Origin of the sequence: Kibdelosporangium philippinense (assembly GCF_021390435.2) — a bacterium.
Lineage (GTDB): Bacteria > Actinomycetota > Actinomycetes > Mycobacteriales > Pseudonocardiaceae > Kibdelosporangium > Kibdelosporangium philippinense.
This window is the reverse complement of record NZ_JAJVCN010000003.1, coordinates 1,009,671-1,036,069: the sequence shown is the minus strand read 5'-3', so window position 1 is coordinate 1,036,069 and position 26,399 is coordinate 1,009,671. Positions and strand designations below refer to the sequence as shown.

Genomic DNA, 26,399 nt, shown 5'->3' with positions numbered 1-26,399 from the left:
AACTGATGTATCCGGAACAGCAACCCGTCCCCCGCTCAGGCACCCCACTGCGTGACTACCTGGGCAGCGGCCCGCTGCCTGCCGTGGTCGACGGATACGCGGTACTGCCAAGATCCCTGGCCGAAGGCATGCCACTGGTCTGGCAGCAGCACATGGCGCACCTGTTGGCGGAGTTCCACCAAGCCTTCGGCCACCTGTCGTGGCCGGTCTACCGAGTCGTGCCATCCCGCTACGAGGTCATCGCGGACCTGGACGAAGAGCAATTGGCCGAAGTCGGATGCATAGTGGAGATCGACGCGGACGGCGAACTCGTCTACCGGGAGAGGAACGGAAGACGAATCGCCGACCCGGAGAACACGAAGGTGCTGGTGTCCTGCCTCGACCCGATCCCGCGTGAGCACGCGGCGGACCTGCAGGACACTCCGCCCCGCGGTTTCCCGGCACAGGAGAACTGGAGCACGCGATGACTTCGGACCCCAATCCCGACCCAGGCTGGTACTACTGCACGAAGCACAACCGCGTGGAGCACGGCATGAAGTGCCGCGCGGTGGACGTGCTCGGCCCTTACCCCGACAAGGCGACCGCCGAACGAGCGCTCCAGATAGCGGCTGAGCGTACGAAGGCCGCTGACGAAGCCGACCGCCGCTGGAACGACGACGACGACTGAAACCTGCCGTCCCTCGTTCACAGCGGGGCGGTGATTTGCCGTGAAGGCCACCCTCGCGGCGTTCAACGCCAGTAACTAGGCCCTCACGAGGTTCGCGCCCGCATCGAGGCGCCTCGAGGACTCTCGAAGGTCCACTGTGGACGAAACTATGCCTTGTCAGCCACACCTGTCACATCTGCCCCACCTATGACGAGGTGGAATGCCGTGAAGGCCACCTTCACGGCGTTCAACCTGGATTCACCGTTGATCTTGGGTTGTGGTCGTGGTGGTGGGTGATTGTGGTGGTGGGCCGGTGGTGTCTGGTGTGGTCGTGCGGGAGCTGCTGGTCTGCCCAGCTTTTCCACTGTGGTCTTTCGGGTTGGGCCTGGTCAGGCGGGTGGTTAGGGGTCAGGCGGGGTGGGGTGGGGCGTGGATCGTGGTGAACAGCCGGGTGAAATCGGTGGCCCAGGGCCAGTCTCGTGGTAGCCGCAGGGTGATGTGGCGGGCGGTGCGGGTGACGCGGGCGGCGATGGTGATCAACCGGCGGCGCAGGGTGGTCAGCCGTGTTCGGGCGTGGGCGGGGCCGGCCAGGCAGGCGGTGGCGCGCAGGAGGTTGTGGGTCAGGGCGGCCAGGGAGAGCCAGGCGGCGTTGGCGGCGAACAGTCCGGACGGGAAGTGGGCCAGCGGGCCGGCCGCGAGTTCGGCGAAGACGTGTTCGATCGCGCCGCTGCGTTGGTCGTGCAGACGCCAGGCGGTGGCCGTGTCGAAGCCGGCCGTGTCGGGCTCGGTGGTGGCGGGCTCGGTGGTGGCGGGCCTGGTGGTGGCGGGTGGGAGGTTGGTGAACACCGCGTGGTAGCGCCAGGTCGGGAACAACTCGCCCTGCTCGTCGCGGGTGGTGATCCGGGTCCGGCGGACCAGTAGCCGGGCGGTGGTTTTCTGGCCGGGGTTGACGGTCGGGTTGGTGAACGCGGTGTGGCTGGTCTCGGCGATCTGGGCGGTGTGGATCAGTTGCCCGGTGTGCGGGTCGAGGATCGGGTCGCGGTAGGTGTGCTGCTGCCAGGCGTGCTCGGTGATCGCGTGGATCGCCGTGCGGATCGCGGAATGTTGTGGGGCGGTGATGGAGAACCAGGCCCCTTCGAGCGTGTCAGATGGTCTGTGTATGAGATCAACTTGTTGAAGGAGTACACAGGTGACCGTGACTGATGATCAGCTGCCGCCGGCTCGTCAGGCGATCAACGAGATGATCGATGCCGGGCTGTTGGACGATGTGATGTCCAAGGTGGACCAGGAAGGTCTGGCGCTGACCGGGACGGGCGGGTTTCTGCCCGAGCTGGTCAAAGCCGTGCTGGAGCGTGGGTTGCAGGGCGAGATGACCGGGCATCTCGGTTATGAGAAAGGCGATCCGGCCGGGCGCGGTTCGGGCAACTCCCGCAACGGCTCAAGCGGCAAAACCCTGTCCACCGAGGTCGGTGACATCGATCTGAGCGTGCCGCGGGACCGGGCCGGGAGCTTCGAGCCCCGTCTGGTGCCCAAGGGCTCGCGACGGGCCGGCGGTCTGGACGACATGATCATCTCGTTGTATGCGGGTGGGATGACCGTGCGCGATATCCAGCATCACCTGGCTCGCACGCTGGGCACGGAGCTGTCGCACGACACCATCTCCACCATCACCGACGCGGTGCTGGAGGAGGTCAAGGCCTGGCAGAGCAGGCCGTTGGAGGAGATCTATCCGATCATCTACATGGACGCGCTGGTGGTGAAGGTCCGCGATGGCCATCAGGTGCGCAACAAGGCCGCGCACATCGCCATCGGCGTGGATCTCGACGGCGTGAAACACGTGCTCGGGATCTGAGTGCAGGCCACGGAGGGCGCGAAGTTCTGGGCCGGGGTCTGCGCGGAGTTGCGTAACCGTGGGGTGCGCGACGTGCTGATCGTGTGCTGTGACGGGCTGACCGGGTTTCCCGAGGCGATCGAGGCGACCTGGCCGCAGACCACGGTGCAGACCTGCACCGTGCATTTGATCCGGGCGGCGATGCGGTTTGTGTCCTATCAGGACCGCAAAAAGGTCGCCGCGGCGTTGAAACCGATCTATACCGCGCCGACCGTCGATGCCGCGCAGGTCGAGTTGGCCGATTTCGCCACCTCGGAGCTCGGCCGCAAGTATCCGGCGACGGTGTTGACGTGGGAGAACGCGTGGGACCGATTCGTGCCGTTCCTGGCGTTCCCGCCGGAGCTCCGCAAGATCATCTACACCACGAACGCGATCGAGTCGTTGAACTACCAGCTCCGCAAGATCATCAAGAACCGGGGGCATTTCCCGACCGATGACGCGGTGATCAAACTGTTGTGGCTGGCCATCCGCGACATCGAGGACAAACGCGCCCGGCAACGCCAGAAAGAGAAAGGCAAGCCCCGAGACCAACGCAAAGCCCCCGCACGGCTCGTCGAGGGAGCAACAGTCAGCGGCTGGAAACAAGCCCTCGGCGCCCTTGTGCTGCACTACCCCGACCGGCTAACCCACCACATCAACTAACCCAATTTACGATCACTTACACAGAAAACTTGACAAGCTCCGCCAGCATCGTGATCAATTCCCCGACATAGAATCCGGAATCGCCGCGTGCCAGCAGCGGCCCGGTCGCGCTCGCGGCGCGGGCGGTGCCCAGCGCGCGGCGGGCCAGCGAGCTCACCGCGCGGCGGGTATCGGCGTTGCCGCCCCGTAACCGGGTCGCCACGATCACCGGCCTGCCCGCCGCTGTGGTCAGGGTCGCGGCCAGCGTGTTCAACCCCAGCACCCCGGTGTAGCCGAACGCGGCCCCGTCTTTGCCCCGCCCGTAGACCTGGCTGATTTTCGAGTCCAGATCCAGCAACCCTAACCGGTCGGCCCCCGCCAGCAGCGGCGTCAGCTCCGCCAAGCGGGCCAGCAGCCGGGCGGAGAGTTTCTCCAGTTGAGCGACATGACCCATGCTGAACCAGCGCAGAAACGTGCCCACAGTGGACGGTGCGCGGATCCCGGTGAACAACCCCGCCATGCCACCATGCCGCACCAGGTCCAGATCACTGATCGAGTCCGCGCCCGCGGCCATCCCGGCCACGATCGTGCTGATCTTCGCGCCCGCGTTCGCCCCGACCGGACCACCCAGCCGGACCAGCTCACCGGCCAGATCCGACAACCCCGCGTCCTCGGCCAGCCGCATCACCGCCACCAGGCCCGCGTGCGACACCAATCCCGGATCGTCGAACCTCACCGACACCGCGCCACGCGTATGCGATGCTTTCACTCAGCAGATGCCCTCTCACTCGGTCCGATATGTTTCTGTCGTAAGAACAATCGTCCCAAGTCAGAGGGCATCTGCCCGTCCACGACACGACCAACCCACCAAGATCTTCGGTGAATCCAGGTTCAACGCCACTAACTCGGCCCTCACGCCCTCGAACACCCGCCGGGTCCGCGACCCGTCCGCGCGAGACCCCACGAGGCCGCGATGACAAGGCTCGCCGATAGTCCAAAACCACCCTGAACTGGGGAGACCCGAAATTGTCAGACCCCAGGAGTAGCGTTGAATCAAGGGGGGCCCCGGCGAATTGTTGTTGCGGAAGAGCGCGGACTCTGAACGCCCAGACCAGCGCAGGAATGATGACCACCACCGAATACCTGAAGCGTTACCTTCAAGATGCCCGGACCAGCGTGGTCTCCTCGCTGGACGGCCTCAGCGAGCGTGACATCAGACGCCCACTGGTCCCCAGCGGCACGAACCTCCTAGGCCTCGTGAAACATCTCATCGGGATTGAGTTCGGCTACCTCGGTGACTCCGTCGGCCGCCCCGCTCCCGTCAAGTTGCCCTGGGACGAGGACGGCTCGGTCTGGCAGGACGGCGACATGTGGGCGAAGCCCGACGAGAGCCGCGACTACCTCGTCGGGCTCTACCGCCAGGCTTGGGCACATTCCGACGAATCCATCGCCTCCCTGCCGCTGGAGACGAAGGCGGAAGTCGACTGGTGGGCCGAGGAAAAGCGGCACACCACGTTCGGCCACCTCCTCGTCCGCGTGGTCGCCGAGACCGCACAGCACGCCGGTCACTGCGACATCGTGCGCGAGTTGATCGACGGTCGGGCGGGTGGCGGCTCCGACCCCGCCTTCTACCAAACTGTCCTGCGAGCCAGTGAGGAAGCGTCCGATCGTGATCGGCCACTTGGGCCGAGTTTGGATCCAACTCGGTCAAGTACTCACGAGTCGGGCTGAGTGCGGTTAGGGTGCCGTCATGGAAACGACGGACGGCGCCGCGCTCGACTTCGCCGGTGTCCGTGCCGAGTTTGATCTGCCCACTCAGTTCCCGTCGGCCGCGCTTGCCGAGGCCGAGCTCGCGGTCGCCGAACGTGACCGGCTGGTTGGCGACCGGGAGGACGCGACCGACCTGCCGTTGGTCACGATCGACCCGCCTGGATCCAAAGACCTCGATCAGGCGCTGTACGTCGAAGCGACGAAGTCCGGGTTCCGGCTGCACTACGCCATCGCGGACCTCGGCACGTTCGTCGAGCCGGGCGGAGCGCTGGACGGTGAGGTCAAGAAGCGCGGCCAGACGATCTACCTGCCGGACGGCAACGTCCCGCTGCATCCGCCGATCCTGTCCGAAGGCGCGGCGAGCCTGCTGCCTGGGCAGACGAGGCCGTCGGCATTGTGGACGATCGATTTGGACAAAGACGGCGTACCGGGGCGAATCCATGTCCGCCGCGCGCTGGTGCGTTCGATCGCCCAGTTCGACTACGACGGAGTCCAAGCGACCATCGACGCGGGCAACCCGCACCCGTCCATCGCCGCGTTGCCACAGCTAGGGCGTCTGAGGCGTGAGCACGCGGTGCAAAGGGGCGCGCTGGAGCTGCAACTGCCCGAGCAAGACGTGGCGACGGACGGCAACGGAGGTTGGAAGCTGACGCTCCGGCCGCGCAACAACGTCGACGCGTGGAACGCGGAGATGTCGTTACTGACGGGCATGAGCGCGGCCTCGCTGATGGTCGAAGCGGGCGTCGGCGTGCTGCGAACATTGCCCGAACCAGATGACGGTGCCGTGGAGTGGCTACGCAGGTCCGCGCGTTCCCTAGGAATCACGTGGTCGCGTACGGACAGCGTCGCCGTAATGCTCGCGGGCCTCGACCCGCGCAGCCCGGAGTCGCTGGCGTTGTACATGGACGCGACCCGTTTGCTGCGCGGAGCTGGCTACACCGCGTTCGATGGCACGCTGCCTGAGCTGACCACGCACGCGGGCCTTGGCGCGGCCTACGCGCACGTCACGGCGCCGTTGAGGCGTCTGGTGGACAGGTTTGGCGCGGAGATCTGCCTGGCGGTGTCGGCGGACAAAGCGGTTCCGGAATGGGTTCGTGCGGTGTTGCCGGAGCTGCCCGGGTTGATGGGCGGGTCGGACACGCTCACGAGCAAAGTGGACAAGGCGTGCCTCGATCAAGCGGAGGCGTGGGTGCTCGCGGACCGCATCGGCCACGAGTTCGACGCGGTCGTCCTGCGTGCCGAGGCCAACTCGGCTGAGGTGTTCCTGACCGATCCGCCGGTCATCGCCAAGTCCGCGGGGGAGAACCTGCAGGAAGGCCAGCGGATCCGGGTGCGCCTGCTCGACGCGGACATCGTCAAGCGCAAGGTCGCGTTCGAAAAGGTGATCTCCGACGTTTGAGGATGATCTTGGCGAGCCCGTACCGGTCACGAACCCGGCGCGGGTCGTCAGCCTGGTCCCGTCACTGACCGAGGCGATCGAAACCACCGCGCCCGGCATGATCGCGGGCGCCACCGAGTACTGCACGCACCCTGCCGATTTGGACGTGCCACGCGTCGGCGGCTCGAAGTATCCAGACGTGGACGCGGTACTCGACGTAGAACCGGACCTGGTCGTGGCCAACGCGGAGGAGAACCGCCCGGAGGACGTGGATCGGTTGCGTGCCAACGGTGTCCCGGTGTGGGTGACGGCCGCGGCGGTGAACGTCCCCGATGGACTCGGGTCGGTCCGAAGGCTGCTGACCCAAGGGCTCGGCCTGACCGAGCCGGACTGGCTGGTCGAAGCCGAGAACCTGTGGTCGACGTCCGTGCCCGTGCATTCGACCGCGATCATCCCGGTCTGGCGGCGCCCCTGGGTCGTGATCGGCCGGGACACGTTCGCGGGCGACGTGCTGCTGCGCCTTGGCGTCGCGAACGCCTACGCCGAGCACGAAGAGCGCTATCCCCGCCCAAAGCTCTACGAGCTGCAAAAACAGGACGCTGACCTCGTGGTGCTGCCGGACGAGCCGTACCTGTTCACCGCCGATGACGGGCCAGAAGCCTTTCCTGGCAAGCGGTACGCCCTGGTCAGCGGCCGGTACCTGACCTGGTGTGGTCCGTCCCTTGTGGACGCCTACCACTCACTCCGCACGAGTCTTCCCGGCGAAACGGTCGGTCGCGGCGAGTAGCTCCTCGGAGATCCCTGGGTCGACGATCGCGTGACCGGCGCCGTTGAGCACGTACCCCTCGCAACTAGGCCAGGCCCGGCCCAGCTCGAACGCGGAGACGATCGGCGTGACGATGTCGTAGCGCCCGTTGACGATCACCGCGGGAATGTCCTTGAGTTTGCCGACATCCCTGAGCAACTGGCCGTCGTCGAGCCACCCCTTGTTGACGAAATAGTGCACCGCGATCCGGGCGAAGCCGACGGCGAACTCCTCCTCGCCATAGGGCGTGACGATGTTGGGCTGGGTCGACACGGTCGCGCCTTCCCAGTTGCTCCACGCCAGCGCGGCCTTCACGCGCATCTCCGGATCGTCGCCGAACACCAGTTTCTGGTACGTCTCAAGGACATCCGCGCCATCCGGGACCAGCTCGACGAACTTCTCCCACGCGTCAGGGAAGATGTTCCGCGCGCCACCGCCGTACAACCAGTCCAATTCGGACTGCCGAAGCATGAACACGCCACGCAGCACCATCTCGCTGACCCGCGAAGGATGGGTCTGCGCGTACGCCAGCGCGAGCGTGGCGCCCCACGATCCACCGAGCACCAGCCACCGGTCGATACCGAGGTGCTCACGGAGTTTTTCCATGTCGGCGACGAGATGCCACGTGGTGTTGGTGGCCAGGTCGTGGTCGGGCGAGCTCACGTGCGGCGTGCTCTTCCCGGCCCCACGCTGATCGAAAAGGACGATCCGGTACAGCTCGGGATCGAAGTGCCGCCGCTGAATCGGGTTGGATCCACTGCCCGGCCCGCCGTGCACCACCACAGCGGGTTTCCCGTCCGGATTGCCGCTGACCTCCCAGTACACCTGGTGCCCGGCGCCGACATCGAGCATGCCCGAGTCGTACGGCTCGATCGGTGGATAGAACGCGCGCATATCCGCACATTAACCCTCGTGAGTGGTTATCCGTGTTCTAACCCGAATAACCACTCACGAGGTCTGATCAGTGGAAGGTGTGCTCGGGGCCTGGGAATGCCCGTCCCCGCACCTCGTCAGCGAACTGCTGCGCGGCTCCGGTGAGGATGCCCGCGATGTCTGCGTAGCGCTTCACGAACCGTGGCGCCTTACCCGTACGCAGGCCAGCCATGTCTTGCCAGACAAGGACCTGGGCGTCGCAGTCCGGGCCCGCGCCGATGCCGATGGTCGGAATCGCCAGCTCGTGCGTCACCTGTTTGGCGACTTCGCCGGGAACCATCTCCATCACAACCGAGAACGCGCCTGCTTCTTGCAGCGCGACCGCGTCAGCGACCAACTGGTCGCCCGCTGAGCCGCGGCCCTGCACGCGGTAACCGCCGAGGTTGTGCTCACTCTGCGGGGTGAAGCCGATGTGTCCCATCACGGGGACGCCCGCCGCGGTCAACGCGGCGACGTGCGGCGCGAAATGGGCGCCGCCTTCCAGCTTCACGGCGTGCGCGCGGCCTTCCTTCATGAACCGGACGGCCGTCTCAAGCGCCTGCTGCGGCGAGACCTGGTACGAACCAAACGGCAGGTCGGCCACGACAAGCGCGCGCTTGGTCGACCGCGTCACCGCGCGGACCAAGGGAATGAGTTCGTCGACAGTCACGGGCAATGAGGTCTCATAGCCGTACACGTTGTTGGACGCAGAGTCGCCGACGAGAAGCACCGGGATACCGGCTTCGTCGAACAGAGCGGCCGTGTACATGTCGTACGCAGTGAGCATGGGCCACGGTTCGCCGCGGTCCTTCATCTCCTGCAGGTGATGGATGCGTACGCGCCTCGGCGATACCGGAGCGGCGCCCGATCCATATGGGGCTGTGAGCTCAGAAGACATCGTCGTCCACCGTCCCTTTCCTCGAGGCCCGTGTACGGGTCCCCGGGTTGGCTTGGGGCTCTACGTGTACGAGGGTGACACCCCGAACGACGTGGCGCAGGAGGGTGCGAGCAGAGTCACAGCCGGTTGGGGCCATTATCGGGGTGTGTGGCAGCGCAGAGCGGCAGGCATTGTCGCGACAATTGTCCAGGTCGGCGCGTTCGTCTCGCTTTTCCTCGTGCTGGCGAACGAGGACAACCAGGTCCGCTGGTTTCTCGACATCGGCGCGTGGCTGATCGGCCTGCCGGTCGACGAGAACCTCTTCATCTTCGTCGTGCTGCTGGTGCTCGGCGCGGCCCTGCGTCGCCGCAAACGGGCCGCACTGTGGGTGCTGGTCATGTTCGAGGTCGGGACGATCCTGACCGACCTGCTCTTCCAGCTCACGTTCGAGCCGGATGAGGATCTGAGCTGGTCGGACGTCCTGCCGTGGCTGATCGCCAACCAGGTCATCGCGCTGGCCATCATCCTGATCCTGCTGAAGCTGCGGCCAGCGTTCCCTGCCCAGGTCGCGCCGGGTGCGCTGCGTAAGTCCCTGGTCATCCTGTTCGGCGGCCTCGCCGCGGTCACGATCGGCGGCTGGTTTCTGACCGGGCCGTTCCCGGGCACGCTCCGCGAGGCGGGGGAGAAGCTGCTCTGGGCGGGTAACCAGGCCACCGGTGAGCTGCTGCAACTGCGTCACCTCGGCGTCGGTCACGGACCCGACTGGCTGGGATTGTTGCTCGACGGCCTGGGTGCGCTGGTCGCGATCATCGCGGTTTACGTGTTCTTCCGTGGCGTACGCGGCAGGCGGCATCTGGCGCCGGACGAGGAACTCAAGGTCAGGGAGCTGCTCGCGGAGTACGGCGAACGCGATTCACTCGGCTATTTCGCGACGCGACGCGACAAAAGCGTGGTGTTCGCACCGAATGGCCGTGCCGCGGTGACGTATCGCGTGCTGGGTGGCGTGAGCGTCGCGAGCGGTGACCCGGTTGGCGACACGGAGGCATGGCGCCAGGCCGTCGACGAGTGGCGTGCCGAGGCACACCGATACGGCTGGGCGACGGGCGTGCTCGGCGCCAGCGAACAAGGCGCCAGGGTTTACACCTCAGCTGGCCTCAAGGCGTTGGAAATCGGCGATGAGGCCATTTTGGACGTTCGCGCGTTCACGCTTTCCGGGCCAGAACGGCGATCCGTGCGGCAAGCCGTGAACCGGATCGAACGCGCTGGCTATACGTGCACAGTCCGGCGCCATTCGGAAATCCCGGAAGGCGAAATGGCGACCCTGCGCAGCGCGGCACACCATTGGCGTGGCGCCCAAACCGAGCGCGGATTCTCCATGGCGCTGGGCAGGCTCGGCGACGCGACCGACGGCCGATGCGTCATGGTCGAGGCATACGACCTGGCAGGCCGGTTGCGGGGCATGTTGTCGTTCGTTCCCTGGGGCAGGCGCGGACTTTCACTCGACCTGATGCGTCGGGACCGCGACGGCGGCAACGGGCTCAACGAGTTCATGCTCAACGCGCTCATCGAAGCGAGCGGAAAGCTTGGCGCGCAACGGATCTCGCTGAACTTCGCGATGTTTCGCGCGGTGTTCGAAGAAGGCGAGAAGATCGGCGCCGGACCGGTGCTACGGGCGTGGCGCGCGATCCTGAGCCTGTTCTCCCGGTTCTTCCAGCTGGAATCGCTGTACCGGTCCAACGCGAAGTACGGCCCGGACTGGGAACCGCGTTTCCTCTGCTATTCACGGACCCGGCTGCTGCCCAAGGTCGGGATTGTCGCGGGCGCGCTGGAAGGTTTCGTGCCGACGCTGCAACGCCGAATCGGCTTGCGCGCAGAACCGGTCGACGAGGAATTCGTCAATCGTGCCAAGGAAATCGAGGAATGCGCGGCCACCGCGAAACCGAAGCAGGCCAGGCGGCCGGAGCAGGTCCGGGTCCGGATCGCGAAGCTGGAACGGCTGCGCGAGGCCGGATACGACCCGTACCCGCCCGCTTTCGACCGGGACACGAAACTTTCGGCCGTCGCCGACCGGTTTCCAGACCTGGCGCCGGACCATGAGACCGGCGAGTACGTGCGGATCGCCGGGCGGGTGATCGCCAGCCGGGACCTGGGCGGCCTGTGTTTCGTCCGGCTCAAGGACTTCAGCGGCGAACTCCAGGTCATGCTGACCGGACCGGCCCTGCACGACTGGCGTGCGCTGGTCGACCTTGGCGATCAGGTCGGCGTGCGCGGTGAAGTGGTCACGTCGAAGCGCGGCGAGCTGTCCGTCCGGGCTGACGAATGGACCATCACGGCAAAGTGCCTGCATCCGTTGCCGGACAAGAGGAAGGGGCTGTTGGACCCGGAGACGCGGGTGCGGCAGCGTTACCTCGACCTCGTGGTCAACCCCGAGTCGACGGCCATGCTCAAGCTGCGTTCCACTGTGGTCAGAGCACTTCGGGAGACGTTGCACAGCAAGGAATTCCTCGAAGTCGAGACGCCGATGCTGCAGACCGTGCACGGTGGCGCGAACGCGCGGCCGTTCGTCACACATATCAATGCCTATGACATGCGGATGTACTTGCGGATTGCGCCGGAGCTGTATTTGAAAAGGCTCTGTGTCGCAGGTGTTGAACGGGTTTTCGAGCTCAACCGCAACTTTCGCAACGAAGGCGTCGACGCCACGCACAATCCCGAGTTCACGATGCTCGAGGCCTATCAGGCGTACGCCGACTACTCCACGATGCGCGTGCTGACGCAAAAACTCGTGCAGCACGCGGCAACGGCGGCCTACGGTTCGGAAATCGTGCGCAGGGACGGCAAGGAGTTCGATATTTCCGGTGATTGGCCGGTTGTCAGCGTGCACAGGGCGGTGTCCGAGGTGCTCGGCGAGGAAATCACGCCGGACACATCTGTGCCAAAGCTACGGACTTTGCTTGCCAAATCGGGGATTGTGCTCGACGCCGAGTTCGGCCACGGTCATCTTGTCCAGAAAGCCTATGAGTATCTCGTTGAGGGGGACACTGTCTCGCCGACGTTCTACACCGATTTCCCGACCGAGACCTCGCCGCTCACCAGGCAACACCGGGTCGAGCATCGAGTCGCGGAGCGCTGGGACCTCGTCGCGTTCGGCAGCGAGATCGGTACCGCGTACACCGAGTTGACCGATCCGATCGAACAACGCCGCAGGCTGGAGGCGCAATCGCTGCGCGCGGCGAGCGGTGATGTCGAAGCCATGGAACTGGATGAGGATTTCTTGCGCGCGTTGGAACACGGTATGCCGCCCACTGGTGGAATGGGTCTCGGCGTCGACCGGCTGCTGATGATGCTGACCGGCGCGTCGATCCGCCAGACGGTCCTTTTTCCCTTCGCCCGACCCCGTTGAGTTTTTCCCGCCCGGCTGCTATCCCTTGTCTGGGAGCGCTCCCAGAACCCCGCCTCACTGACGAGAGGAGCAGCCCGTGCGTAGAACCCTGCTTACTTTTGTGGCTGTGCTCGCCTTATCCCCGGTCCAGGTGGCCGTGGCCGCGGATCCCATCGGGATGACCAACGGCGTCTACGTCGATCCGGATTCCAACCCAGCGATCTGGGTCCGCAACAACGGATGGGACGGTCGAGCCGCCCGTATCCAGGCATCCATTGCCAGCAAACCAATGGCCAGATGGTTCGGTGCCTGGAGCGGCAACGTCCAGACCGCCGTCAGCAGTTTTGTCACGGCGGCCGACGCGGCGGACAAACTCCCTGTGCTGGTCGCGTACAACATTCCCGGCCGGGACGCCTGCGGCGGCCACTCCGGCGGCGGCGCCGGAACGCCGGAGGCGTATCGCGCCTGGATCTCAGCCTTCGCGTCCGGCCTCGGCAACCGGCCCGCGATCGTGATCCTCGAACCGGATTCGTTGGCAGACTTCAACTGCATGACCGCCGACGCGATCGCCACGCGCACCGCGATGATCAGGTATGCGACCGAACAGTTGCGGGACAAGGGCACCAACACGTGGGCCTACCTCGACGCCGGAAACGCCTACTGGGTCCCGGCGGCGGACATGGCAAGGCGCTTGGACAACGCGGGCGTCCGGAATGTTCGTGGCATGTCGATCAACGTGTCCAACTACATCACGACACCCGAGACCGCGGCGTACGGAAATGCTGTCAGTTCGGCACTTCCCGGCTACACCAAGCCTTTCGTGATCGACACCAGCCGTAACGGCAACGGTTCCAACGGTGACTGGTGCAACCCGCCTGGCCGTAAGATCGGGGTGACCGCGCAGATCGGCGGGCCAGCGGAACTGCTTGTGTGGGTGAAGATCCCGGGTGATTCCGACGGCCCATGCGGTATCGGCGCGGGAATTCCGGCCGGGACATTCAGTCCGGATCTGGCGACGCGGTTGATCGACGGCGTCTGACGGTAATTTCGCCGTGTTCGCGCCAGGCACGGGTCACTTACCTTGGTGTTCCTAGAACCAGGGGAGGTGCTCGTGCCTGGTGCCGACTGGGAACGGCAGATTGAATCGACCGCGGCCGCGTACCGCCAGATGAGCGAGCGAGTCAGCCAGATCCTGGTCACCTCGACCTCGCCAGACGGCTCGGTGCGGGTAACGGTGTCCGCCTCCGGCGTGCTGACAGATCTGCGCCTGCCCTCCGACACGCTCGCCGCGCAGATCGTGGCCTGCATCCGTGACGCGCAAGCAAGAATCCCCGACCTGATGCGTACGGCGATGCTCGAAACCGTTGGGCCACAAGACCCGAACATGCATCTGGTGCTCGCTTCCGCCAAGGAACGCTTTGCTCCTGTGGCGCGCGTGGACAAGGACGACTGGGACGAGCGTCCGGTCCTTGAGGACATCGGAGGGTCGTCATGAGCGAGGGATACGAAGTCGTCGTCGACGCCCTGACCGCGCATGCCCGCGTCCTGACGACGTTGGCCGACGAAATACAGGCCGCGACCACTTCCGCCAAGACCCGCTTGCCCGCTGACGCGTTGGGTGTGGTGGGTCAGCCGTTCACGGCGTTGCTGGATCAGTTGGTGGCAGTGGGGAATCAGGCGCTTTCGTCTGGCGTCCGGGCGATGAACGCGACATCGGGCGGCGTGCGGGAAAGCGCGGGAATGGTGGCACAGCGTGAGAAGGAGACCGGAGCAGCCTTCGGAGGCATCGATGTCTGACAACATCAGCGCGCTGTCGGCCCGAATGCGCCCGGCCGACGCGTTGTCCGCGGCGGGACTCGGGCAATTGATCGGCTTGGTCGCACCACTGCAAGCGGTGCTGGACAGGATGGAAGGCAACGCTTCCGGCGTACACGCGTTCCTTGACGCCTGGGTGTCGGTGTCGCAGCGAATCACCCAGGTCCAAGGGCAGCTCAGGCAGGCGGTGACAACCGAAACCGCGGGCTGGCGTGGTGCGGCCGCGGACCAGTATCGGCTGCGCGCGGACAGTTTCGTCCGTTCACTGGCCGAATTCGCCGCCGCTGCGAAGGAAACCGCCGCTGTCGTCCAGTTGACCGCGGAAGTGGTCGGCCAAAGCCGATCATCCGCCAACGACCTCATCAGCGAAATGGTGCAACGGCTGATTTCCCTGGTCCGGCACCTGATGGCGGTTGAAGGCGGGATGACCGCGATCGTGCTGGCGCACGCCGGGGATCTGGTGAACACGTTCGCCAAGCCCGTCGCGAACATCGAGAAACAGGCGCAGACAAGCGTGGCCAACGCCGCCAAGCCCATCGGCGACTTGATCACTCTGCTTGGCGCGATTCAGCGGCTGTGGGACGACTTCGCCGGTGTTCAGCAGCAGCCCCAGCTGACATTTGTCGTGAGTGGTTATCCGTGTTCTAACCCGGATAACCACTCACGAGTGGGCTAGTGGCCTTCGCGCCAGCCGTTGGTGATCGGCAGCCGTCGATCCCGGCCGAAGCCTTTGACGCTGATCTTCGTGCCTGGCGGGTACTGGCGGCGCTTGTACTCCGCCAAATCGACCATTCGAAGGACCTTGTCGATCACCTCGGCCGAGAAGCCCTGGGCCAACAGGTCCGCGTAGCCTTTGTCGCCTTCGACGTAGTCGTCGAGGATGTCGTCGAGCAGTTCGTAGTCCGGCAACGAGTCCGAGTCGAGCTGGCCGGGCCGCAACTCCGCCGACGGTGGTTTGCTGATCGAGTTCTCCGGGATCGGCGGGACCTCGCCAAGCTTCTCGGCCTCCGCGTTGCGCCACCGGGCCAACTGCCACACCAAGGTCTTCGGCACGTCCTTGATCGGCGCGAACCCGCCGACAGCGTCGCCGTAGATCGTGGAGTACCCGACGGCCAGCTCGGTCTTGTTGCCGGTGGCCAGGACCAGGTGACCGTGCTGGTTGGACAGACCCATCAAGGTCACGCCACGGCACCGCGCCTGCACGTTCTCCTCGGCCAACCCGGTCAGACCCAACTGGGACACGAATGCGTCGACCATCGCGCCGATCGGCTGCACCGAGTAATGCGCGCCGATCCGGCGGGCCAAGTCGGCCGCGTCGTCCTTGGAGTGCGAGGACGAGTAAGCCGAAGGCATCGAGATGCCGTAAACCGAAGCGCCGCCAAGAGCATCGGCGGCCAGAGCCGCCACGACCGCGGAGTCGATGCCGCCGGACATCCCGAAGGTCACCGAGCGGAAGCCGTTCTTGTGCACGTAGTCCCGCAAGCCAGTCACCAGCGCGAACCACACTTCGGCCTCTTCCGGCAGCGGCTCGGCCACTGGCGGCAACGGCAAAGGCTCGTAAGCAGGCACCGGCGAATCAGAAAGCGAGACCCGGCGGACGGTGAATCCGCCAAACTGCCCTTCGGCCCGGGCAGAACCACCCGGGAACGACATGTCCAGAACCGTCAGGTGCTCGACGAACTGAGGCGCGCGGGTCAAAACCTGGCCCTCAGCCGACACCACGATGGAGTCGCCGTCGAACACCAGCTCGTCCTGGCCGCCGATCAAGTTCAGATACACCAGCGGCGCGCCAGCCTCCGCCGCCCGGCGGGCGACCAAGGGGAGACGTTGGTCGTCCTTGTTCTTCTCGTAAGGAGAGGCGTTGGGTGAGATGACAAGGTCGACGCCCGCTTGACCCAACGCGGTGATCGGGCCGCCGTCCTGCCAGAGGTCCTCGCAGATGACCATGCCGATTTCGACGCCGTGCAGCTGGATGATGTCCAGGGTGTGCCCAGGTTTGTAGTACCTGCGCTCGTCGAATACGCCGTAGTTCGGCAGGTGGTGCTTGAACTGCGTCGCGACGATCTTGCCTTCGTAGAGGACCGCCGCCGCGTTGCGCGGGCCGACTTCGTCCGCGTCCTGGTAGCCGACGTAGACCGCCTGCGAGCCGCAGCCCGCGTCAGCGAGGCGACCGGCCAGCTCGGCCAGGGTTCGCTTCGAGGCCGCGGTGAAGGATTCACGCAGGGCAAGGTCTTCGACGGGGTAGCCGGTCAGTGCCATCTCGGGGAACACCACGAGATGTGCGCCTTGCTCAGCTGCCTTGCGTGTCCACTCGACGATCAGGTCGGCGTTGCCGGTCAGGTCCCCGACCCGGGTGTTGACCTGAGCGGTGGCGATGCGCAATTGAGGCATGTGGTCATCCTCTCGCATGTTTTCGCCTCAGAGGCGGAAATGTGGCGCACGGATCATCGCAGATCCAGCCATGCTGCCATGCGGGGAAGCCCCTTGCGAGTGTCACTCTTAAGGGGTTACCAGGACAAACGAGAGTTAACGTTCCAGTTGGGACGCCTCGATCGGGTACGTCCCCGGGTAGTTGACCGTGCACACGAGAACGTCCCGCATCGCCTTGCCGTCTGGTGGGTCGATCAACGGGCTGGCGCTGTGCTTGAACCGGCTGTCGTCGAAGATGACGAACTCACCTGGCCGAAGCACCGTCCGCACCACCACGTCGGCTTCGTCGTCGACAGTGTGCAGGCTCGTCTCGGCGCCCGTGCCGGTCTTCGCCACGACGTACACCACGATGAACTGCTCGTGATCCTGGTGCGGGCCGCTGACGACCTGCGTCCTCGTCCGGAACAGATTGACGCCGAACGTTCCTTCTTCGAGTCGTTTCTCCGGTGGTACGCACGACAGGATTCCGGCGGTCCACGCGGTGACCTCCGCATCGGCCGACAGCTCTGCCCTGGCGACCTCCGTCGGGCCTTTTCGCCCGTTCCCGGTGCCGAGACCGATCGCGTCGTGCCGGCTCAGTTCGACCTTGTCCTCGCTGGACCAGCGGTATCGAAGGACGTCACGAGCGCGTTCCCGGTCGGCCGGGCTGTCGTCCGGATAGTTGCGCAACACCGCCTCGGTGAAGTAGTTCTGGTGCAGCCGTTGCCGGAAACCCGGCCGTAGGCCGAGCGTGTCGTCGCTGCCAAGGAAGTATCCGGCGGTCCTCATGTGCTTCCACGCCAGGTTGAGATCGGCAGGCGAACGCCATGCGGGAGTGATGGTCTCGGTCAAGGTCGGAGCTCCTGGGAATGAATGGGCTGAATCAGGCGGCGGAGAAGTCGTTCCTGACTGACTGGATGAGCCGCACCGATTCCTCGGGGGTGAGTGAGGAGCGGTGTAGATCGTCGTAGAAACGCCGATATCGGGCGACCTGTTGGTCTGGCGTCTCGAAATAGCGGAATCCGGCGTGGGTCTCGACGCCGACGATGTCCCGGTCGTACTCGTCGAACTCGAAATACGCGTACATGCACGTACTTGTTCGTGGTGGTGTCACCGAGAACGGGAGGATCCGCAGCTCGATGTTCTCCTTCGCGGACCGCTCGACGAGATAGTCGAGCTGAGTGCACATGATCTCGGCACTGCCAACCATCTGTCGGATACATGACTCGTGAGCGACCGCGATGAGCTGGAGTGGCGCCAGTTCCGGGCGGCTCTCGAGTGCCTGTCTTCGCCGGGACCGGACTTCGAGCAACTGTTCGATATCGCTCGCGCTGCGCCACGGCTCGGATCGCTTGAACAACGCGCGCGTGTATTCCAGAGTTTGCAGGAGAACTGGGAGAATAGGAATCGTGTAGACGCGCACGATTGACGCCTCGGATTCGGTGGCGAGATACGTATCCAGATCGCCTTCCAGTGCCTCCGTGTAGTCATCCCACCACGCCCGTTTGTTCGCGGCCCTCGTCCATCGCATGAACCGATCTGCCTGATCGGTGTTCTCGATATCGAAATATCGAATGAGATCTCTGACGTCGCGGGCCTGCGGGCGGCCCTGCGCGTTTTCCAGCCTGGACAGCTTCGACGTCGAGATGATCAGTTCCTTCGCGATGTCGTCAAGGGTGACGCCCTTGCGTTCGCGCAGCACGCGCAGCTCGGCCCCGAGTTGCTTGCGCGGCATCAAGGGTCCTGACGTGCCTGCCATGCACATCCCGCCGATCATGAACGCGTGTTGATGGGAACCTCACTGTGGGATTCCCACGGCGGCAGATCTTACGCATGACAGGCATGCGAAGGATAGCCTGTCTTGGTCACACCATTCGGTAATAATGCGGAAAGTGGCAGTACGCGCGTACCGCGATCTAGCTTCGCAAGCTGTCATTTTGGGAATTGCACGATGGGATGCCCAAGAGGCATACTTGCAGGCGCGGGTGTAACCACCACATTGGGGGACACCATCCATGACAGCGCTACAGGCGACGCCACCACACCATCGCGTCATTCTGCTCGTTGACGTCGAAGGCTCGACCGCGCGGACCAACGCCGCCAAGGCCGCGCTCCGCTGTGCGTTGTATTCGTTGATCGAGGAATGCCTGATCAAAAGCGGTATCCGGGAGGAATGGCGCGACCCGTTCATCGATCGCGGGGACGGCATCCTGGTCCTGATCCACCCGGTTGATCACGTTCCCAAGACGTTGTTGCTGACCCAGGTCATTCCCACCCTGGAAACATTGTTGTGCGAGCGAGGGCACTCACTGCGCCTGCGTGTGGTTCTGCACGCCGGCGAGGTGCACTACGACATGCGCGGATGTTTCGGGGAATCGCTGGATATCGCGTTCCGTCTGCTCGACTCGGTCGAGTTCAAACAGCGGTTCCGCCGCAGCAAGGCACCGTTGATGCTGGTTGTGTCCGAGGACATCCATCGAGCGGTGGTCCGGCACGGGTACGACGGGATCGACCCGCAGGCCTTCGTACGGGGTGTCTACGTCGCTGTCGCTGGCCAGATGTGTGTCGGATGGGTGTGCGGACCGGCTCCGTGCGCCGCGGAGCCGGTCACAACGTCCGACTAGCGTTCTGCCTTGACCTTCTTCACGTGCGCGCGGACCTTCTTCAGCGCCTGCTCGGCATCCGAGTCCCACGGGTTGTCGTAGACCATGTAGGTCCAGGTCGAGGTCGGCCGCTTCAACCCGGCCTCTTCCAGTTCAGCGCCGTTGGCACCGATCTTCACGGTGTCGAACGAGTCAACGGCCGTGTCGTGCGCCTCGGGCACGATCTTGTTGAACTCGGGCACGACGGCCCGGTGGAACTCGTCGATCGGCGTCTCCTTGGCCAGCGCCCGCAGGTGCACGGTCTCGCGCACATCCGCGGTGTAGCCGAGGTGATCGACCCAGCGGCGGTCCAAGTGGTACAGCAGGATCTGCCGCGCGGCCTCGGCAACCAGGTCCGCGCCCAGTTCCTCGACCAGCTCGGCGTGCCGCTCGGGCGCGTGCTTCTCGAAGAGCTTGTCCGCGACATCGCTGTGCAGGATCTTGTCGCGGTGTTCCATGATGATGTCGCGCTGCTGCTCGATCAGCCTGGTGTAGCGCCAGGTGTTGCGGTGGATCTCCAGCTCGACGCCTTCGGCCACGCGCTGCGCGTGCGCCACGAAAGCGCGCGCGGTCTTGTCCTTGATCAGGCCGTCCTCACCGGGCGGCTCCTTCAACACGTGCAGCTGGACCTCGGGGGCGTACTGGGTGAGCTGCTCGTCCTCCATGCTGGAGAAGAACACCGAGCCGCCGGGGTCGCCCTGGCGGCCCGCACGGCCGCGGAGCTGGTCGTCCAGGCGGGACGACGGATAGTGGCCGGTGCCGATGACGTACAGGCCGCCAAGCTCAGCCACCTTGTCGTGGTCGGCTTCGTCGTGTCCGCCGAGACGGATGTCGGTGCCGCGACCGGCCATCTGGGTGGAGACCGTGATGGCGTTGAACGCGCCCGCTTCGGCCACGATCGCGGCTTCTTCGGCGTCGTTCTTCGCGTTCAGCACCACGCATTCGAGGTCGTTCTCGCCGAGCCGCTTTGCCACGCGCTCGGACTCGGCCACGTCCAGCGTGCCGACCAGGATCGGACGGCCGGTCTCGTGGGTCTTGACGATCTCGTTGATCAGCGCGTCTTCCTTGGCGTCATCCGTGGTGAAGAGCCTGGTCAGCTCGTCTTCGCGGACGCACGGCTTGTTCGGCGCGATGACCGCGACCTCAAGCTTGTAGAACTCACGCAGCTGTTCGGCGACCGCGACGGCGGTGCCGGTCATGCCCGCGACCTTGGGGTAGCGGGCGATCAGGGCCTGCACGGTGATCGAGTCGAGAACTTCGCCGCTCTCGGTCGCCGCGACCGCTTCCTTGGCCTCGACGGCCGCCTGCAGGCCGTCTGGCCAGCGCTGCAGCGCCGCGATCCGGCCGCGGGCGGTGTTGATCAGCTGGACCTTGTTGTCCCGCACGATGTAGTCGACGTCGCGTTCGAGCAACGCGTGCGCGTGCAGCGCCACGTTCACGGCAGCGAGGTAGGGGCTGTCCTCGGCGTACAAGTCGACGCCACCGAGCGCCTTCTCGACGGCCTTGGCGCCGGACGGTGTCAGCCACGCGTTGCGGCCGTCCTCGTCCTCCTCGTAGTGCACGCCCGCGCGCAGCCTGCGTACGACCTCGGCCATGTCGGCGTCACGCTCGACGCCCTCGGCCGTGCCCGCCATGACCAGCGGGACCTTGGCTTCGTCGACGAGCACCGAGTCGGCCTCGTCGACCAGCGCGACGGCGGCCGGGTGTGGCGTCTGGACCTGGTCGTCCGCGCTGGTGACCAGCCGGTCGCGCAGCAGGTCGAAGCCGATCTCGCTGACCGAGCCGTAGCAGACCTCGGACTCGTAGGCGCCGCGCCGGTGCTCGGTCGACACCTTCTCACCCACGTATCCGACCGAGACGCCGAGCAGTTCATACACCGGCCGCATCCACTCCGCGTCACGTTTCGCGAGGTAGTCGTTGACCGAGATGACGTGCACGCGCTTGCCTCGCACGGCGAACCCAGCCGCGGTCAGCGCACCGGCGAGCGTCTTGCCCTCACCGGTCGCCATCTGCACGACATGCCCGGCGAGCATGCCCATGACACCAAGCAGCTGCACGTCGTACGGGCGCTCGTTCAACGCCCGCTTGGCCGCCTCGCGGGCCAACGCGCAGTACTCGACAAGCTCGTCATCAGCGAGTTCCCGTTCCGAACCGCGCAGCTTGCCGACCTTCTCGGTCAGCTCCTCGTCGCTGAGCGAGGCGATCTTGTCCTCGCGGTCAGCGATTTTGGGCAGCAGCGCTTCGTACTTGGTCAGCTCGACCGAAGCAGGCCGTTCCAGCAGCCGGCGCAACCGGCCCTTGACCTTGGCGAGCATCGCCACCAGGCACCTCCAGCATCACAGGGCAACCACAGCCTTAACGCGACGGTGTTCGCTCCGAGTTCCGCCCGGCCCAGTGTTTGCCCCAATGGCAGTATCGAGGCGTGACACCGAGTGGCCGTACGTGGCGATTCTCCCTCGCATTCATGCTGGTCGCATCGGCTGCGGCCTGCACATCGTCCACCGGAGCGCCCGTCGTCCCGTCCTCCACGGAAAAACGGGGGCCGACGGGGACGGTACCCGCCGGATTGGAGCGCTTCTACGGCCAGTCGCTGGTTTGGGGTGATTGCGCCCCATTTGCCCGGACTGACGACGACCGGGCCACGTTCAAGGACCCGAACGCAAGATGCGCCCGGCTGCTGGTTCCCCTGGACTACGCCAATCCGGCCGGGTCGACGATCACGCTGGGCTTGCTGCGGATTCCGGCGACCGACCAGGGCCGCCGGATGGGCTCGCTCGTGCTCAATCCAGGCGGGCCAGGTGCGTCCGGGCTGGGCACGGCCGTCCGGATGGCCGCCAAGGCCAAGGGATCTGAGCTGGGCAAACGTTTCGACTTCGTCGGATTCGACCCGCGCGGAGTCGGGTCGAGCGAGCCGTCGATCCGGTGCCTGACCGACCAGGAGCGGGACGCCGAACGCGCGGATGACGACGAGCTGGACTCGACCCCGCAGGGAGTCGCGAAGGTCGAGGCCGAGCAGAAGGACTTCGCCACCAAATGCGTGCAGCGGACCGGGGACGGCGCCGCGCTGCTGGCCAGCATGGGCACGCGTGACGTGGTCAAGGACATGGACGTACTGCGTTCGGTGCTGGGTGACGAGAAGCTGACATACCTCGGCTTCTCGTATGGCACGCGGCTCGGCACGACCTACGCGGAGACCTTCCCGAAGAACGTGCGCGCGATGGTGCTCGACGGCGCGCTGGACCCCGAACAGGGCGTCGTCGAGGAGCTCGTCGCCCAGGGCGAGGGTTTCCAGCAGGCGTTCAACGCGTTCACCCAGTGGTGTGTACGGCGCCAGGACTGCGCACTCGGCCAGGACCCCGCGCTGGTGCTGCGGAACTACCTGAACCTGATCCGGCCGCTGATCGACCGCCCGGCGGATCTTGGCCAGGATGGCCGCAAGCTTTCCTACTCGGACGCGACCACGGGCGTCATTCGGGCGCTCTACGCCGAAGAATTGTGGGAGACGCTGAACAAAGGCCTCGCGGACTTGCGACGGCAACGGCCGCAGGTATTGATGGCGCTCGCCGACAGCTATTTCCAACGCGACCAAAGCGGCCGTTACTCAACCACCCAGGACGCGTTCACGGCGGTGCGTTGTGTGGACGACACGCGCGTCACCGATCACGCCTTGGTGCTTGAGGCGCAGCAGCGCTACAAGCAGGCCGCGCCGTTCCTCGACGACGGTCGCCCGGCCAGCCCGGCGCTGGACGCCTGCGCTTTCTGGCCCGTGCCCAGCACTTCCGAGCCGCATCTGCCCAATGTTCAAGGCCTGCCAGCGATTTTGGTCGTGTCGACAACGGGTGACCCGGCCACGCCGTACCAGGCGGGTGTGAACCTTTCGAAGGCGCTTGGCGGCGCACTGCTGACCTACGAGGCCACTCAGCACACGGCTTTCCTGCAGGGAAACAGCTGCGTTGACAACGCCGGTAGTGCTTACCTCGTCGATTTGACCGTTCCACCTCAGGGAATCAGGTGTGCGTAACACAATGCCGTTAACCGACGATCTTGGAAATGTGCGCCGTGCCCGGGGAATCGGAGCGCTTGGGGTAACCGTACTTCTCGCGTTGACCGCCTGCACTTCAGTCATGCCCGGAACACCCGTCGCGGTCAAGGCGCTCGGCCCGGTCGGACCGGTGCCAGCCGGGCTGGACGAGTTCTACGGACAGCCGCTGAGCTGGGGCGCTTGTGCGGAGTTCGCCACGGACGCGATGAGCAAGGTGCTGTACAACGGCAAGAACTTGCAGTGCGCTTCGCTCAGCGTGCCACTCGACTACGCGACACCAGACGGCCGTGAGATCAGCATCGGGTTGCTGCGCAAGCAAGCGACCAGCGCGACGGACCGGATTGGCGCGCTGGTGATCAACCCGGGTGGGCCCGGCCAGTCCGGGATGTCCGCGGCGGCGTCGATCGCCCGTGAGAGCTGGGATGATCCGCTGTCTGCCCGGTTCGACCTCGTCGGCTTCGACCCACGCGGCATCGGATCGAGTGAACCGGCCGTGAAATGCCTTTCCGATGCGGAAAAGGACGCCGACCGGCTCGAGCCGCCGATCACCGGGCCGGACGCGGTCGCCAAGACAGAGCAGGAAAGCAAGGAATTCGCCGACAAGTGCGTCGCCAACACCGGCGCCGAGGTGCTTGCCAACATCGGCACGCGTGACGTTGCCAAGGACATGGACGTCCTGCGCTCCGCGCTTGGCGAGCAGAAACTGAACTACCTCGGCTTCTCCTACGGCACCAGGATCGGCACGGCGTACGCGGAAGCCTTCCCTGGCAACGTTCGCGCGATGGTGCTCGACGGCGCGGTCGACCCGAACGCCGACCGGGTGGCGAGCGTGATCGGGCAGCAGAACGGATTCAAGAAGGCCTTCGACTCCTTTGCCGCCGCGTGCGTCGAGAAGGAGGTGTGCCCGCTCGGCGGGGACGCCGCACAGGCCGAGGCCAAGCTCGACGCGCTGCTCGAACCGCTGAAGACCACGCCGGTCAAGGCAACCGGCAGCCGTAAACTGTCCTATTCGGACGCTGTGACCGCGGTGGCGCAAGGGCTCTACAGCGAAGAACTGTGGGACCTGCTCGAAGAGGGAATCAACAATCTGGTCACGGGCGACGGCGCCATGCTCGGCCAGTTCGCCGACCTCTACCTCGGCCGCGGCCCGGACGGGAAGTACACGAACATCCACGACGCGTTCACCGCGGTGCACTGTGTCGACGACCCGCCGGTGAAGGACCGCGCGGTGGTCGAGGACCAGATGCGCCGGATCCGTGACGGCGTACCGAAAAGCTCACTCAACGACGACTCGGACTTCATCGCGGCGCTGGACGAATGCGCGTTCTGGCCGGTGCCGAACACGAGCCAGCCGCATGAGCCCAAAACGCCTGGCCTGCCCAAGGTCATGGTCGTCTCGTCGACCGGCGACCCGGCCACGCCGTACGAGTCCGGCGTGAAACTGGCGAAAGCGCTCAACGCGAGCCTGCTGACGGTCGAAGCCAACAGCCACACCGCGTTCCTCGGCGAGAACGGCTGTGCCAACGAGGTTGGCGCGGAATACCTGATCGACCTCAAACTCCCAGCGGAAGGCACGAAGTGCTGAGCCCTGGACGGGCACTGGCGGCGGCCGCGGTGCTCACACGGACCGCTGACCGGATCGGCTTCGACCCGCTTGGTGCCGGATCCAGCAATCCTGCCGTGCGTTGCCTTTCCGACGACGAGAGCGTGCCGCGCAGCGCGCTGAACGACACCTTCAACGCTGGTTTCCTTGCGGCGCTGGACCAATGCGCGTTCTGGCCGGTGCCCAATACCCGTACGTCACACCTGTCAGATGTCTCCGGGCTGGCCAAAGTTTTGGTTGTTGCCGCGACCAACAACCCCGCCGCTCCCGATGAGTCGGGTATGAACCCGGCCAGGGCGCTCGGCGGGACCCTGTTGCCTGTCAAGGCGAAACGCCATATGGCGGTGTTCGGTGACAGTGCGGTCGCGGCATACCTCATCGAACTGAAACTCCCAGCGGAAGGCATGAAGTGCATCTGAGTCTTCATCCAGGGCCGAAGGCGGTGGTCGGCGCCGCCCGGCCGTGCCATTCTGTGCGCATGAATCGCCCCCGCCGCGCGTTTCTCGGCGCGCTCGCCGCTGTGCTGATCACAGCAGTTCCCGGTTGTGGCTTGCTGTCCGGCGAAGAGCCGGTCACCCCTGGAAAAGAGCAGGCCAAGATCAGGCTTGGGGTGCTGCCGATCGTCGACGCGGCCGCGGTGCACATCGCGATCAAGAAAGGCTACTTCCGCGACGAGGGCGTCGAGGTCGAGCTCAAGACCATCCAGGGCGGTGCCGCTGGGATCCCTGGGCTGGTCAACGGCGAGCTGGACGTGACTTTCGGCAACTGGGTCTCGTTCCTCAACGCGCAGGCCAAGCAAACCGCCGACCTGAAACTGGTCGCCGACGGCTACCGGGGCAAGCCCGACATGTTCCTTGTTGTGGTTACACCGGATTCACCCGTCAAAACGCCCGCGGATCTGGCTGGCCGGAAAATCGCCGTGAACACGCGGGCGAACGTCGTCGAGCTCGCGGTACGCGCGGGCCTGAAAGCCAAGAACGTCGACGCGAACAGCGTGCAGTTCATCGAGATGCCGTTCCCGGACATGCAGGCGGCCTTGCAGCGCAAGGATGTTGACGCGGCCCTGCTCGTTGAACCGTTCCTGACCCGTGCCATGCAACAGATCGGCGCGGTGCCGGTGCTTGACACGATCACCGGCGAGGCCGCGGACTTGCCCATCGGCGGGTACGCGACGACGGCGAAGTTCGTCAAGGAGCGTCCGAAGACGATTGACGCGTTCCGGCGTGCTCTGGTTAAGGCGCAACAGGATGCGTCCGACCCGGCCGAGGTGCAGAGCGTCGTGACGGGATACGCGAAGATCGATCCGGCGATCGCCCAGGTGCTCCGGCTCGGTCTCTACCCGACCACTATCGACGTGCAGCGCCTGAAAGGTGTTGTGGCGCTGATGAAGGCGAACGGGATGCTGACCGAGGACATCGACCCGGCGAAGATGCTGCTTTAGGACGGCAGCTGGAATGGGTTGCGCGGCAACGATTTCGGCCGCGCAACCTCGGTCCCTGTCGATTCCGGTTGTTGCTGGCTGAAGAGGTTCTGATGGGAGGCCTTGCCGTCCGCCCTGGTTACCGAACCAGCGTCATCGGCGTTGGCATGGCTGAAGAGATCCTTC

General features: G+C 65.4%; 24 protein-coding genes and 1 pseudogene. 17 read left to right on the top strand and 8 right to left on the bottom strand.

Going from position 1 to position 26,399, the window contains the following annotated elements; genetic code table 11:
- The first annotated feature begins 5 nt into the window (after positions 1-5).
- Positions 6-467: a hypothetical protein gene (locus LWC34_RS36750; RefSeq protein ID WP_233729839.1), complete on the top strand. Its 462-nt coding sequence runs from the start codon at positions 6-8 to the stop codon at positions 465-467.
- A complete protein-coding gene (locus LWC34_RS36745) occupies positions 464-667 on the top strand; it encodes a hypothetical protein (RefSeq protein WP_233729838.1) in 204 nt (67 codons plus the stop codon). Before LWC34_RS36750 ends, LWC34_RS36745 begins: the two co-directional genes overlap by 4 nt.
- A 387-nt stretch (positions 668-1,054) precedes the next feature.
- Here the strand turns inward: LWC34_RS36745 and LWC34_RS36740 are convergent, their stop codons facing one another.
- Entirely contained in the window at positions 1,055-1,519 is a 465-nt protein-coding gene (locus LWC34_RS36740; RefSeq protein ID WP_233729837.1) for a transposase, read from the bottom strand.
- Positions 1,520-1,618: 99 nt separating this feature from the next.
- On the opposite strand from LWC34_RS36740, the gene LWC34_RS36735 reads away from it, so the two are divergent.
- Positions 1,619-1,849 carry a hypothetical protein gene (locus LWC34_RS36735; RefSeq protein WP_233729836.1) on the top strand — a complete coding sequence of 77 codons (231 nt, stop codon included), beginning with the start codon at positions 1,619-1,621 and terminating at the stop codon, positions 1,847-1,849.
- A gap of 67 nt (positions 1,850-1,916) precedes the next feature.
- Positions 1,917-3,179, top strand: a pseudogene (locus LWC34_RS36730) (IS256 family transposase).
- Between the two features lie 16 nt (positions 3,180-3,195).
- On the opposite strand, the gene LWC34_RS36725 reads toward LWC34_RS36730, so the two are convergent.
- Positions 3,196-3,927: a transposase gene (locus LWC34_RS36725; RefSeq protein ID WP_233729835.1), complete on the bottom strand. Its 732-nt coding sequence runs from the start codon at positions 3,925-3,927 to the stop codon at positions 3,196-3,198.
- 356 nt (positions 3,928-4,283) lie between these two features.
- Here LWC34_RS36725 and LWC34_RS36720 point away from each other — a divergent pair, with 356 nt between their 5' ends.
- From LWC34_RS36720 to LWC34_RS36710, 3 genes are read left to right on the top strand one after another with little or no spacing between them, the layout of a single operon-like run.
- Entirely contained in the window at positions 4,284-4,889 is a 606-nt protein-coding gene (locus tag LWC34_RS36720; RefSeq protein ID WP_233729834.1) for a DinB family protein, read from the top strand.
- A 19-nt stretch (positions 4,890-4,908) separates the two neighbouring features.
- Positions 4,909-6,327 carry an RNB domain-containing ribonuclease gene (locus LWC34_RS36715; protein ID WP_233729833.1) on the top strand — a complete coding sequence of 473 codons (1,419 nt, stop codon included), beginning with the start codon at positions 4,909-4,911 and terminating at the stop codon, positions 6,325-6,327.
- Between the two features lie 52 nt (positions 6,328-6,379).
- Positions 6,380-7,093, top strand: coding sequence for a helical backbone metal receptor (locus tag LWC34_RS36710; RefSeq protein WP_284051842.1), 714 nt, complete (start codon positions 6,380-6,382; stop codon positions 7,091-7,093).
- On the opposite strand, the gene pip is transcribed toward LWC34_RS36710, so the two are convergent.
- Together pip and panB are read right to left on the bottom strand one after the other, a co-directional pair.
- Complete coding sequence (pip, locus tag LWC34_RS36705) at positions 7,046-8,005, bottom strand: prolyl aminopeptidase (RefSeq protein WP_233729831.1); 960 nt, start codon at positions 8,003-8,005, stop codon at positions 7,046-7,048. The genes LWC34_RS36710 and pip overlap by 48 nt on opposite strands.
- Positions 8,006-8,072: 67 nt before the next feature.
- Complete coding sequence (panB, locus tag LWC34_RS36700) at positions 8,073-8,921, bottom strand: 3-methyl-2-oxobutanoate hydroxymethyltransferase (RefSeq protein ID WP_233729830.1); 849 nt, start codon at positions 8,919-8,921, stop codon at positions 8,073-8,075.
- 145 nt (positions 8,922-9,066) lie between these two features.
- On the opposite strand from panB, the gene lysX reads away from it, so the two are divergent.
- From lysX to LWC34_RS36675, 5 genes are all read left to right on the top strand, one after another.
- The gene (lysX, locus tag LWC34_RS36695; RefSeq protein WP_233729829.1) at positions 9,067-12,303 is read left to right on the top strand and encodes a bifunctional lysylphosphatidylglycerol synthetase/lysine--tRNA ligase LysX; all 3,237 of its coding nucleotides are present in this window, start codon (positions 9,067-9,069) and stop codon (positions 12,301-12,303) included.
- A 76-nt stretch (positions 12,304-12,379) separates the two neighbouring features.
- Positions 12,380-13,321: a glycoside hydrolase family 6 protein gene (locus tag LWC34_RS36690; protein WP_233729828.1), complete on the top strand. Its 942-nt coding sequence runs from the start codon at positions 12,380-12,382 to the stop codon at positions 13,319-13,321.
- Between the two features lie 72 nt (positions 13,322-13,393).
- Positions 13,394-13,777: a YbaB/EbfC family nucleoid-associated protein gene (locus LWC34_RS36685; RefSeq protein WP_233729827.1), complete on the top strand. Its 384-nt coding sequence runs from the start codon at positions 13,394-13,396 to the stop codon at positions 13,775-13,777.
- On the top strand, positions 13,774-14,079 hold the full coding sequence (locus tag LWC34_RS36680) for a type VII secretion target (protein WP_233729826.1): 306 nt from the start codon (positions 13,774-13,776) through the stop codon (positions 14,077-14,079). The genes LWC34_RS36685 and LWC34_RS36680 overlap by 4 nt, the downstream gene beginning before the upstream one ends.
- Entirely contained in the window at positions 14,072-14,773 is a 702-nt protein-coding gene (locus LWC34_RS36675; protein WP_233729825.1) for a WXG100-like domain-containing protein, read from the top strand. The genes LWC34_RS36680 and LWC34_RS36675 overlap by 8 nt, the downstream gene beginning before the upstream one ends.
- Here LWC34_RS36675 and LWC34_RS36670 read toward each other — a convergent pair.
- The 3 genes from LWC34_RS36670 to LWC34_RS36660 all read right to left on the bottom strand — a co-directional run bounded on the left by LWC34_RS36670 (position 14,770) and on the right by LWC34_RS36660 (position 18,241).
- On the bottom strand, positions 14,770-16,488 hold the full coding sequence (locus LWC34_RS36670) for an NAD+ synthase (RefSeq protein WP_233729824.1): 1,719 nt from the start codon (positions 16,486-16,488) through the stop codon (positions 14,770-14,772). The genes LWC34_RS36675 and LWC34_RS36670 overlap by 4 nt on opposite strands.
- Before the next feature lie 135 nt (positions 16,489-16,623).
- Positions 16,624-17,358, bottom strand: coding sequence for a 2OG-Fe dioxygenase family protein (locus LWC34_RS36665; protein WP_233729823.1), 735 nt, complete (start codon positions 17,356-17,358; stop codon positions 16,624-16,626).
- A 31-nt stretch (positions 17,359-17,389) separates the two neighbouring features.
- Positions 17,390-18,241 (bottom strand): helix-turn-helix domain-containing protein, encoded by an 852-nt coding sequence (locus LWC34_RS36660; RefSeq protein ID WP_233729822.1) that lies wholly within the window; start codon positions 18,239-18,241, stop codon positions 17,390-17,392.
- A gap of 280 nt (positions 18,242-18,521) precedes the next feature.
- Between LWC34_RS36660 and LWC34_RS36655 the strand changes: the two genes are divergently transcribed.
- Positions 18,522-19,130 (top strand): nucleotidyl cyclase domain-containing protein, encoded by a 609-nt coding sequence (locus LWC34_RS36655; RefSeq protein WP_233729821.1) that lies wholly within the window; start codon positions 18,522-18,524, stop codon positions 19,128-19,130.
- Here LWC34_RS36655 and secA2 read toward each other — a convergent pair.
- Entirely contained in the window at positions 19,127-21,469 is a 2,343-nt protein-coding gene (secA2, locus tag LWC34_RS36650) for an accessory Sec system translocase SecA2 (protein ID WP_233729820.1), read from the bottom strand. The genes LWC34_RS36655 and secA2 overlap by 4 nt on opposite strands.
- Positions 21,470-21,612: 143 nt before the next feature.
- On the opposite strand from secA2, the gene LWC34_RS36645 reads away from it, so the two are divergent.
- From LWC34_RS36645 to LWC34_RS36630, 4 genes are all read left to right on the top strand, one after another.
- Positions 21,613-23,169 carry an alpha/beta hydrolase gene (locus LWC34_RS36645; RefSeq protein WP_233730954.1) on the top strand — a complete coding sequence of 519 codons (1,557 nt, stop codon included), beginning with the start codon at positions 21,613-21,615 and terminating at the stop codon, positions 23,167-23,169.
- A 103-nt stretch (positions 23,170-23,272) separates the two neighbouring features.
- Positions 23,273-24,775, top strand: a complete 1,503-nt coding sequence (locus tag LWC34_RS36640) for an alpha/beta hydrolase (RefSeq protein ID WP_233729819.1) — start codon at positions 23,273-23,275, stop codon at positions 24,773-24,775.
- Positions 24,769-25,212: an alpha/beta hydrolase gene (locus tag LWC34_RS36635; RefSeq protein ID WP_233729818.1), complete on the top strand. Its 444-nt coding sequence runs from the start codon at positions 24,769-24,771 to the stop codon at positions 25,210-25,212. Before LWC34_RS36640 ends, LWC34_RS36635 begins: the two co-directional genes overlap by 7 nt.
- Positions 25,213-25,271: 59 nt before the next feature.
- A complete protein-coding gene (locus LWC34_RS36630) occupies positions 25,272-26,234 on the top strand; it encodes an ABC transporter substrate-binding protein (RefSeq protein WP_233729817.1) in 963 nt (320 codons plus the stop codon).
- Positions 26,235-26,399: the final 165 nt, after the last annotated feature.